This window comes from Flavobacterium aurantiibacter (genome assembly GCF_002251775.1).
GTDB classification, from domain to species: domain Bacteria; phylum Bacteroidota; class Bacteroidia; order Flavobacteriales; family Flavobacteriaceae; genus Flavobacterium; species Flavobacterium aurantiibacter.
Window position 1 is genome coordinate 1 of the sequence record NZ_NOXX01000138.1, and the last position, 11,025, is coordinate 11,025.

The 11,025-nt window shown below is 41.2% G+C and carries 11 protein-coding genes; 3 read left to right on the forward strand and 8 right to left on the reverse strand.

Features of this window, described 5'->3' with window-relative positions; translation table 11 throughout:
• Positions 1-79: 79 nt before the first annotated feature.
• The 6 genes from CHX27_RS02700 to thrA all read right to left on the reverse strand — a co-directional run bounded on the left by CHX27_RS02700 (position 80) and on the right by thrA (position 6,816).
• The gene (locus CHX27_RS02700) at positions 80-535 is read right to left on the reverse strand and encodes a hypothetical protein (protein ID WP_094485228.1); all 456 of its coding nucleotides are present in this window, start codon (positions 533-535) and stop codon (positions 80-82) included.
• A 1-nt stretch (position 536) separates the two neighbouring features.
• Positions 537-995, reverse strand: coding sequence for a helix-turn-helix domain-containing protein (locus CHX27_RS02705; RefSeq protein WP_094485229.1), 459 nt, complete (start codon positions 993-995; stop codon positions 537-539).
• Positions 988-1,476, reverse strand: coding sequence for a hypothetical protein (locus CHX27_RS02710; RefSeq protein WP_133063399.1), 489 nt, complete (start codon positions 1,474-1,476; stop codon positions 988-990). Before CHX27_RS02710 ends, CHX27_RS02705 begins: the two co-directional genes overlap by 8 nt.
• A gap of 697 nt (positions 1,477-2,173) precedes the next feature.
• Complete coding sequence (gene thrC / locus CHX27_RS02725; RefSeq protein ID WP_094485233.1) at positions 2,174-3,454, reverse strand: threonine synthase; 1,281 nt, start codon at positions 3,452-3,454, stop codon at positions 2,174-2,176.
• A gap of 1 nt (position 3,455) precedes the next feature.
• The gene (locus CHX27_RS02730) at positions 3,456-4,385 is read right to left on the reverse strand and encodes a homoserine kinase (RefSeq protein WP_094485234.1); all 930 of its coding nucleotides are present in this window, start codon (positions 4,383-4,385) and stop codon (positions 3,456-3,458) included.
• On the reverse strand, positions 4,378-6,816 hold the full coding sequence (gene thrA / locus CHX27_RS02735) for a bifunctional aspartate kinase/homoserine dehydrogenase I (protein WP_094485235.1): 2,439 nt from the start codon (positions 6,814-6,816) through the stop codon (positions 4,378-4,380). Before thrA ends, CHX27_RS02730 begins: the two co-directional genes overlap by 8 nt.
• A gap of 255 nt (positions 6,817-7,071) precedes the next feature.
• Between thrA and hutH the strand changes: the two genes are divergently transcribed.
• A complete protein-coding gene (gene hutH, locus CHX27_RS02740; RefSeq protein WP_094485239.1) occupies positions 7,072-8,577 on the forward strand; it encodes a histidine ammonia-lyase in 1,506 nt (501 codons plus the stop codon).
• Positions 8,578-8,579: 2 nt separating this feature from the next.
• Positions 8,580-9,338, forward strand: coding sequence for a peroxide stress protein YaaA (gene yaaA / locus CHX27_RS02745; protein WP_094485236.1), 759 nt, complete (start codon positions 8,580-8,582; stop codon positions 9,336-9,338).
• Positions 9,339-9,406: 68 nt separating this feature from the next.
• On the opposite strand, the gene CHX27_RS02750 is transcribed toward yaaA, so the two are convergent.
• The gene (locus tag CHX27_RS02750; RefSeq protein ID WP_094485237.1) at positions 9,407-9,973 is read right to left on the reverse strand and encodes an anthranilate synthase component II; all 567 of its coding nucleotides are present in this window, start codon (positions 9,971-9,973) and stop codon (positions 9,407-9,409) included.
• A 30-nt stretch (positions 9,974-10,003) separates the two neighbouring features.
• Positions 10,004-10,369 carry a hypothetical protein gene (locus tag CHX27_RS02755; protein ID WP_094485238.1) on the reverse strand — a complete coding sequence of 122 codons (366 nt, stop codon included), beginning with the start codon at positions 10,367-10,369 and terminating at the stop codon, positions 10,004-10,006.
• A gap of 341 nt (positions 10,370-10,710) precedes the next feature.
• Here CHX27_RS02755 and CHX27_RS02760 point away from each other — a divergent pair.
• A partial coding sequence (locus tag CHX27_RS02760; RefSeq protein ID WP_133063400.1) for a DUF4397 domain-containing protein occupies positions 10,711-11,025 on the forward strand: 315 nt, incomplete at its 3' end.

Here is an 11,025-nt window from a genome sequence, read left to right on the forward strand (position 1 = left end):
AATGGGGTTTTAAAACCCCATTATTTTTCAACTTACACAGTTTGTTGGACAGTACCTTATTAGAACAGACGCAACCTTGTTATTTCTCGACTTTTTGACTGCCGACCTGAAACTGTTTTGGGTCTATAATTGGGAGGACAGCACCATGTAAGAATGTTCCTTTAAATGTTGAGAACATAACACCTCTTGTCGTAGAGATAGAAATCATGTTAAGTGTTTCTATTAAGCGTTGAGGAATATTTACTTTACCATCAGCTTCGACTTTTATCACATCTTCAAAGTTTACAATTTCAAAAATGCAACTTACTGACAATGCACCAAGAGCAACCGTATGGTCGTCATTTTTGATTTCAACATGCACAATCACAAAAACAAGCTTGTTGCCTGCATCTGCACGACTTTCAATACTTATGTTGAAATTAAAGTTGGTTACTGGAGTATTGGGATTAGCAGATAAACTCAATGAGCCATTCAATAATTCAATTGCTCTTATCTGCATTTCAACATCAAAATCTTTATTTTCAATTTTAGCCATTTTATGCTTGATATAATTGTGAATAAGCTGACTTTACTACTTGACTTGTGTAGAAACAAGTCCCAAAAACATCTATTCCATGTTTAAACGGTGTTGTTAGTTTTATTCCTGTTGGCGCAGCGACAGACTTAACAACAATTTCTTTTCTGTAAACAACCTGAACCTGTTGTTTACCAAGCAAAGATGCTAATTCAACTCCAAGTTTTGACGCAATCTCTGTTAAAACATCAACCGTAAAGTTCTGCGTTCCACTTAGCCATTTAGTTATTTCAGACGGATGCTTTCCGACTTTATCTGCAAACTGCGACTTGTTCCACCCTTTAGCCCTCATCAAATCTTCAATACGAGCAGCAAGTTGCATTTTGTTCTTAGTTTGCTCCATTTCTAATGGAGTGACCTCATCTAACAACTCATTCAATTTTGAGCTGTTATATTTTCTTGCTTTGGTTACTTTATTCATTGTCGTAGTTTTTTAAATTTCCTTCTAATTCAGTTCCGTTATTTGACCAATACAAATCGCCATCATCCAGCTGCTTTATTATACTCTCAGCATAAGCCATGATTTTTCTTGCTTCTTCAGACAGTTTTTCGTCATCTTGCCATTTTATAACAGACTTGTCTTTATATCCGCCACCTCCAAGTATTATTGCCACATTTGCAAACCTTAGGCAATACAATCTCAACTTCCTTTCTTCATCATCATACAAAGCCCAAACATATTTCCCATATTTTCTAACAAACTCATTATCTCCTTCGTGTTTAAAGAAACTCTCTCTTGCTCCAGTTGTATGACCGATTTGTTTTAGTCGTTTGAGTATGTCTTTTATCTCCTCCTTGTATGACACTATGTTTTCATCAACAAACTTTTCAAACAACGTTTCTTCTTCACCCTCTGGAATAATAGAGTAAACCTTTGCCTCGCTGCCGCTGTATGGATCCATTTCGACAATTTCGTAGTTCACTTTACTTATTCAGGGTTTAATTATTAACGCATGTTAAAGGAAAATGTTTCACTTTTAAGTGAAATTATACTACAAATGTATGCGCTAATAACTGAAAAAAGCAAACTTTTTACACTAAATTTCACTTTTAAGTAAAATTCAGTAATTTTGACGATATGCGTGAGCTACACAATAAAAATAGAAGCACCACAGCCGCTAACAGCCGTTACCGTCGCACAACTCCCTTTCCTAAAGAATTATCCAGAAAAAACCACAAATTGAACTTTAAAAAAGCCTTTTTTAAGCAAGGCTCCTTTTTTCTACGTATTATAAATTTACATTTTAGCGACTTGAAAAACAGGGAAGTATTGTTGGCGTCCTGTAATTCGAGCGGTTCGTTAGGCAATTTTGTGGGCAACGTTTTGTAAATAAATTGCTTTGTATTTTTTAAAACGTAATATCGCAATATTACCTCGCGTAAAAAATTGATAATCAGTATTTAAATCGCGATTTTTTTGTTTGATTTTATTGATTTGCTGCGGAAAATCTGTTAGTTTTTGTAAATTTTCGGCACTAATTTTCGCGGTAAGGACAGCAGCGTCATCCTTTTGCTGGAGGTACGAAGGCAAAAGATACAGCGAATGGCCTGACGGCGGTTAGGTATTTCCAGCGAACGTGTACCGCCGGACCGCCCAAATCAGTGTAACAATTTTGCTTTTAAGTCGGAATAACTGCTAATTCGCTCGAATTTTTTCTCCAAATTCAAAAGTTTTTGAACCGCAACCGGGTAGCTGAGCGTGAGTTGCAAAGTATCTTCGACAACCTCAGGGAATTTAATCGGATGTGCCGTTTCTAAGAAAATACCGTAATAATCGGGATGTGTTTTTTGGAAAGCCCGTAAGCCCAAATAGCCCACAGCACCGTGCGGATCGGCCACATAGCCAAACGTATCGTACAATTGACGCATGGCCACTTTCGTTTCGGCATCGGTAAACGCAACCGCCGAAAACAACTGCGAGAGTGAGTCGCCCGGAAACAACTCCAAAACACGAACAAAATTGCTCGGGATGCTTACGTCCATGGCGTTCGAAATCGTAGGAATGGTCGGTTTCGGATCGAGTTCGTTTGTTTGCATGTACCGCGGAACGGTATCGTTAACATTTGTTGCCGCCACAAAATGCGCAATGGGCAATCCCATTTTCTTGGCAATCATGCCCGCGCAAATGTTTCCAAAGTTGCCGCTCGGAACGCATATGGCAAGCTGTTGTTTATTTTCAGCCGCAGCGTAGGCTAAAAAGTAGTACATCATTTGAGGCAACCAGCGCGCTACGTTAATCGAATTCGCCGAGGTGAGTCCCAAATCTCTAAAATCCGAATCTAAAAACGCACGCTTAACCATTGCCTGACAGTCGTCGAAACTACCGGCAACGGCGAAAGCTTTTACGTTTCTTCCCAAAGTTGTTAATTGCCGTTCTTGAATGTCGCTCACTTTTCCTTCCGGATATAAAATCGCAACTTCAATTCCCGAAACGCCTAGAAACCCATCGGCAACCGCGCCACCGGTATCGCCAGACGTAGCCACCAAAACTGTGTTGTGCACTGAGGTTTGCTTTTTGTTGAAGTAGGCGAGGCAGCGCGACATAAACCGAGCGCCAACGTCTTTGAACGCCAGTGTTGGTCCGTGGAAAAGCTCGAGAACTGCGGTCTTTTCGTCTAGTGACACCAACGGAAAGTCAAAGCACAAGGTTTCGGTAACGATTTGCAGCAGCGAGGCATCATCGATTTCAGGCGCTACAAATGGGCGAATTACCTCAAAACCAATTTCTTCTTTGGAAAGCTTTGCTATGTTTTCGAAAAAAGAAGCGGGCAATTGCGGAATATCCGTAGGGAAGTAGAGTCCGTTATCGGGTGCTAATCCGCGTCTAACGGCAGTTTCAAACGATACGGCTTCACCGCCTTGTAAGCTGCGATAGTTCATTTTATATTAGTTCAGTGCCTTTGGCGTTAACTTGTGAAATAAATACGTCGGCTTCGATATTGTTGAGTATGTAGCTTAATTTCCAGGCTCGACTTACCTCTTGGGCGCTAGCTTTGCCTTCGCAGAGTGCATAAATCGACGGTCCGGAACCGGAAATACCAACGCCAAGGGCACCCGATTTCAGCGCTTCGCTTTTGGCTAACGAAAACAAAGGAATTAGTTTTTCGCGGTGTGGCTCGGCGATAACGTCTTTCGTAGCGCGTCCGAGCAGCAGATAATCTTTCGTATGCAACGCATGTACGAATGCAGCGAGGTTTCCGGATTGTTGTACCGCGGTTTTCAGAGGGAGTTGCGCAGGCAAAACAACACGCGAATCGGCTGTACGCAGCTCGATCTTTGGGTGAACCAGCGTTACGTATAAGTCGTCTGGTGCATCAATTCGCAATACTTCCAGCGGATGATACCCTTTCACAATCGTGAATCCACCGAGTAGGGCAGGAGCCACGTTGTCGGCGTGAAAGGCTTTGCTGGCCAATACTTCGCCTTGCATCGCAAACGGAATTAAATCGCGTCGGTGTAGCGGCGTTCCCAACAATTTATTAATGCCGTAAACCGCTCCAGCTGCGCTTGCGGCCGAGCTTCCAATACCGCTGCCGGGTTTAATTTTCTTGTCGATTTCAATTTCAAAGCCAACTTTGGGTTTCAAAAAATTAAGAAGAGAAACGGCAGCCACACCCGCAACGTTTTGTTCGACTTCCAAAGATAAATCGGCACCAGAAATGCGTTTGATGCGCACGCCGGGTTCGTCGGTAATGCGTATGGTCATTTCATCGCCAACGCCTTTTAAGCATAATCCCAAAACATCGAAGCCGCAAGATAAATTGGCTACGGTTGCGGGGCAAAAAACCTGTACTTCTTCAAATTTAGACATTGGCAATACGAATTACATCGGCAAAGATACCCGAAGCAGTTACAGCTGCACCGGCTCCAGCACCTTTTATGATTAAGGGTTGATCTACGTAACGATCTGTGTAAAACAAAACAATGTTGTCTTTTCCTTGTAAATTGTAAAAGTCGTGCGTGGCTGGAATTTCCTGTAATCCCACTTTTGCTTTTCCGTTTTCGAATTCGGCTACGTATTTCAAGCGACAACCTTTTTCGGCAGCTTTTCGGTACAAATCGGCAAAATGCTGATCGTGTTTTTTAAGCGATTCAAAAAATTCAGGTACGCTGGCTGTTTTCAAACATTCGTCGGGCAAAAACGAAACGTTATCAATGTCTTCTATTTCCATAGCATAGCCGCTTTCGCGAATGAGGATGAGAATTTTTCGCGCTACGTCGATGCCGCTGAGGTCGATTTTCGGGTCGGGTTCGGTAAAACCTTGAACGCCGGCTTCCACTACAATATCGTGGAAATTATTGGTTTCGTTGAAGTTGTTGAAAATGAAATTCAAACTTCCGCTCAAAACGGCTTGTATTTTATTGACTTTATCTCCGCTGGTAATCAAGTGTTTTAGGGTGTCGATAATCGGTAAGCCCGCGCCCACGTTGGTTTCGAAGAGAAAAGGTGCGCTGTATTTCCGCGCAAGCGCCTTTAAACGACTGTAATTTCCGTACTCGGAGGCACACGCAATTTTGTTGCACGTAACTACGGCAATGTTCTTTTCAAGGTAGTTGGCGTATGTTGCTGCTACAAGTTCACTAGCGGTGTTGTCAACAAAAATGGCGTTTCGCAGGTTAGCATCGATGGCTTTAGCAATGAACTGCTCTAAATCGGCAGTTTTTCCTTCTTCCAATTTGTTTTTCCAATCTTTTAACGGAATTCCATCTAAATCGAAGTGCATTTTTCGGGAGTTCGAAATGCCCACCAAACGCAAGTTAATTTTCAGTTGCTCGCGCAGGTATTTGCGTTGTTGGGTGAGCTGTTCCATAAACTTTTCGCCAACATTTCCCACGCCCATGACAAATAAATTCAGCTGTTTGGTGTTGTCTTCAAAGAAACGCTCGTGCAAGGTATTGAGTGCTTTATTTACGTCTTTGTCGCCAATAACCACTGAAATATTCCGTTCTGAGGCACCTTGAGCAATAGCGCGAATGTTGACGTTGTTTTTCCCTAAAGTAGAGAACATTTTCCCGCTAATTCCTTGGTGATTTTTCATTTTTTCGCCTACAAGCGCTACGATACTCAATTGCGTTTCCACGATTGTAGGATCGATTAACGACTGCGCAATTTCAATTTGAAAAGCCTTATCTATGGCTTGTTTAGCAGTTTTGGCTTCGACTTCGGTAATTCCTACACAAATCGAGTGTTCTGAGGACGCTTGCGTGATAAAAATAGCGCTAATGTTTTCCTGCGATAACGCTTCGAATAGTCGTTTTGAAAAACCAGAAACGCCAACAATTCCGCTGCCTTCAACCGTAAGCAAAGCGATGTTTTGAATGTGCGTGATTCCTTTAATCGGATTGGCATTTCCTTGAATTTGGTCGGAAATACGTGTTCCGGGGTGTTCGGGTTCGAAGGTATTTTTAATTAGAATCGGAATCGATTTGTTCAATACCGGTTGAATAGTGGGCGGATAGAGAACTTTCGCACCAAAATGAGATAATTCCATTGCCTCATGATACAAAATCTCACTAATCGGAAGTGCTTGTTTTACAATTTTCGGATTCGCGGTGTACATGCCGTTAACATCGGTCCAGATTTCCAAGACTTCTGCCTCGAGCGCGGCTGCTACAATGGCTGCGGTGTAATCAGAACCGCCTCTGCCTAAAGTAGTTGTATGTTTTTCGTGAGAGGAAGCTACAAAACCGGGCAGCAAATAAATTCCGTCGGATTTTAGTGCTTTTTGAATTTGGTAATTGGTGATTTCGAAATCCACTTTTGCTTTACCAAATTTACTGTCGGTTGTAATAATATTCCGACTATCGACGTACACCACGCGATCGAGCTGTTGTTGCAAAGCTTTTGCGATGATGGTCGACGACATGAGTTCGCCCATGCCCGAAATAGCATCCGAAGTACGATCGGATAGCTCGCCCAATAAAAACACGCCTTTTAGTAAGGTTTCTAGTTGGTCGAAATGTTGGTGTAAAGCAGCTTCGGCTTCCGATTTTAAAGGTTGTTGTAACAGGGCATCTACAGCTTCGAGATGCTTACTCTCTATTTTGCGAATTTCCGTTTCGTACAATTTCAAGCCTTGTGCCGCCAATTGTGCCGCATTGAGCAATAAATCGGTAACACCTCCCAGTGCCGAGACCACCACGGCCAATTTCTTTGTTTCTTGCTTCTTAACTATGTCGATTACCAATTGAATATTCTGCGCATTGGCAACCGATGTTCCTCCGAATTTTAGCACTTTCATAAGCGTTGTCCTAAGTTTGTAACTTTTCAAAAATAAAATAATAGTTGTATGCCTAAAATCCTTTTAGAACTTTTACGAATTTGTTAAATTTAAATGTAAAATAAGGTCTGTTTGTTATAATAATAAATTTTTAATAGCCGGAAATTACCAGATTACGAACGGCTTGAAAAATTTTCGGTGCGTAGTAGCATAAAAACTCCTTAAAAAATTTGCAGCATGCATATTAATACAGACTTTTGGAATAGAGAATTTACTATGGAATCTATACATTACATCAGTTCGAAAACCCTTACTATTGCTCAGGTTGTTCATATTATTGAGAACGATTTAACCATCGATTTGTCTGAAGAAGCAAAGGGGAATATCAATAGAAGTAGAAATTATTTAGACGAGAAGCTCCGCAACAGCGAAAAACCGATTTATGGAATAAATACCGGATTTGGATCGCTTTGTAATGTGAAAATATCCGAGGCCGACTTATCGACTTTACAAGAAAATCTGGTTAAAAGTCATGCTTGTGGCTTGGGGAAACACGTTCCGTTGGAAGTTATTCAACTGATGTTGTTGTTCAAAATTCAGTCGCTTAGTTATGGAAATTCAGGCGTGGCGATTGAAACGGTTGAGCGTTTGGTGCAGTTTTACAATGCGAAAGTCTATCCTGTTGTTTACGATTTAGGATCATTGGGTGCATCGGGCGATTTAGCTCCGCTGGCGCATCTGGTTTTGCCGTTGTTTGGAGAAGGTTCGGTGTGGTTTGATAACAAAATTTACGCTTCCGCAGAAATTAATGCGCGTATGGGTTGGGAACCTATTCGATTGCAAAGTAAAGAAGGTTTAGCGCTGTTAAACGGCACGCAATTTATGGTGGCGTACGGTGTATATGCCATTATAAAATCGTCTCGATTGAATTATCTCGCCGATCTGATTGGCGCTATGTCGCTAGATGCATTTAACGGCCGCATCGAACCGTTTCACGAACTCATTCATTTAGCTCGACCACATAAAGGGCAAATCGAAACCGCTGCTCGTGTACGTGCGTTTTTAAGCGATAGTGCTCAGATGGAAAATTCGCCAAAACAGGTGCAAGATCCGTATTCTTTCCGCTGCATTCCGCAGGTGCACGGCGCATCAAAAGATGTCTTAGACTATGTGAAAAAGGTGTTTAAGACGGAATTGAATTCGGTTACCGACAACCCAAATATCTTTGTTGATGAAGATTTGATTCTGTCGGGTGGAAATTTTCACGGACAACCCTTGGCGATGGCACTCGATTTTCTTGCGATTTCGGTTTCCGAACTGGGAAGTATTAGCGAGCGACGTATTTTTCAGCTCATTTCCGGATTGCGCGAATTGCCTGCGTTTTTAGTGGAAAATCCGGGTTTAAACAGCGGATTTATGATTCCGCAATATACCGCGGCAGCTATTGCAAGTAAAAACAAGCAATTGGCAACTCCGGCTAGTATCGATAGTATTGTTTCCAGCAACGGCCAAGAAGATCACGTATCCATGGGAGCAAATGCGGCGGTAAAAACGCTCGAAATTATTGAGAATGTAGAGCGCATTCTCGCCATTGAGTTGTTTAATGCGAGTCAGGCGCTTTTGCTTCGTAAATATCAAACCGGAACTGCTTTAGAAGCTGTGTTGCAAGATTTCAGAACGTTGGTGCCGAAAGTAGAGAACGATATCTACATGCATGAAGCTATGGTAAGCAGTGTTCGTTTTATTCGAAATATCAAAATCGACGAATCGCTATATAATTAACTATGAAAATTTTATTGTCTCCGTCAAAGAGTTTGTTAGAAGCGGGTGAATATCCGAATTTTGAATACAGCAGTCCGCAGTTTTTAACGAAATCAAAGAAAGTTAACCAAACGCTCAAAAAGTTAAAGCCAACGGATTTAGTGGCGCTTCAAGATATTTCCGACAAGTTGGCTGAACTCAATTATCATCGAAATAAGTCGTTTAAACCACCTTTTTCTTCCGAAAATGCGCGTCCGGCTATTTTTAGTTTTAGTGGTGATGTGTACGACGGCTTACAAGCACACACGCTATCTACCGAAGTGCTTTCTCGACTTAACGAGCGCATTATGATTTTGTCTGGTTTGTATGGAATTCTAAAACCATTTGATTTCATGCAGCCGTATCGATTGGAAATGGGAACTTCACTAGGAGTAGGGGAAGCCAAAAATTTGTATGAGTTTTGGAAGAAGGATGTAACCGCTTTCGTGAAAAAGCAGCTTTCGAAAGACGAGTTACTGGTTAATTTGGCGAGTAAAGAATATGCCTCGGCGGTCGATTTAAAAGCGTTCAAAGGTCAGTTAGTGGAAGTGGATTTTAAAGATTTTCACAACGGACAACTGAAAATGATTTCTTTTTTTGCGAAGAAAGCTCGTGGTATGATGGCGCGTTTTTTAGTAGAAAGCGAAGCGGAATCACTTGATGATATTAAACTCTTCAATTCGGAAGGTTATGCCTTCGATGAAGCTTTATCAAGCGGAAATAAGCTCGTTTTTACACGATAGATTTTTTCTATATATACAATTTAAAACAATCTTTTTCAGTATATTGAATAAGATTATTGAAATAAAAACTACAAGTTAATCCAATTCATCAGAATTTGCATTCCGTGTTCGCTTAAAATGCTTTCGGGATGAAATTGCACGCCAAAAACAGGTAAATTTTTATGTTCGAAAGCCATGATGGTTCCGTCGGAAGTTTGAGCGGTGATTTGCAGTATTTCGGGAAAATTGGTTGGTGAAGCCGCCCAAGAATGATAGCGCGCTACGTTGAATGTTTTTGGAAGTCCGTTAAAAAGCTTGTTTTCCTGCGTTTGCGTCATTAAATCAGCATAGCCGTGGTGTACCTTTGGTAAGTTAATTAAACTGCCTCCAAAATGCGTCGCAAGCGCTTGTAATCCCAAGCAAACACCTAGAACTTTTTTGGTGGTAACGATTTCCGAAATAATCGGAAGTACATTCCCGGCATTTTCCGGAAGTCCTGGTCCGGGCGAAAGCACTACACAGTCGTGTGTGTTTAGTAGATCGCGGTATGGTTCGTCGTTTTTCAGAACCGTAACTTGGCAATCGAGCGCTTCAAAGTAATGAACTAAATTGTACGTGAAGCTGTCGTAAGAATCAATAAGTAATACTTTAGTCAAAGTAATTTAAAAATCTGGTATTGAATTCGTTTAATCTTTTATAGAATTCAAATTTTTGATGATTTCATCCAAGCTTTTTTCGATTTCTTTATCGCTGTATTGCGAACGAATCAGTTTTTCGGTTTTTCCGCTGGCGAGGTAAGCCGCCTCGGCAATTCTTAGCTTTTCTTTGTTTTCCGCGAAAGTGATCGAGGCACTTTCATACAGGCGGTGTACGTCGGCACGTAAGGCAACAACTGTAGCTAGCGCTGCATTTCGGTCGTTCTTTTTTAATTCAGTTTGTATTTTTTCTTTCTGTTTTTCGATGTCCTTAATCACCGCTGCTGTCACAGGACTTTTCTGCGCAAACGAAACAACACTAAACAATAAGGCTAGAACTGCAATAAACTTTTTCATGACGGAATATTTCATGTCAAAAATAAGAAAGGAATCGACTTAAAAACCATAATGACTTAATTATCTATTCGCCGCTTTAAGGATTCGATACGCACGATGTATGAAACAGCAGGAATCGTCTTTTTATTAAGTGGAATATAACACTTTCTTAGATTAAGATTAACAATAGTCTAAGCAACTATCAAGCCTGAAACCACTCTCTCGTTTAGCAAAGTAAGTTGAGTGAGGATCGTGAATGAAGTAAGGTTTACTATTCCGCGCAAAATAGAGAATCAAAACAAATTCGTTTTCTTTTTCAATTCACTTGCTGAGACCATCAATAACAACAAAAAAAAAGTACTATGAAAAAATTTACAAGTTTTGCATTCTTGGTTTTTCTTTTTTCTGTGTTCGGGAGCTATGCTCAAACGGCTCGTTTACAAGTTATCCACAACTCACCAGATGCCGCTGCTGCAGAAGTTGATGTGTACATTAACGGCGAGTTGGAATTAGACAACTTCGCATTTAGAACTGCTACTCCGTTTATTGACGTTGCAGCAGGTGTGCCAATTAGCATCGATGTAGCACCTGCGTCAAGTACGTCGGTTGCACAATCGCTGTACAACTTAACCACTACACTAGCTAACGGCGAAACGTACATTGCCATCGCAAATGGT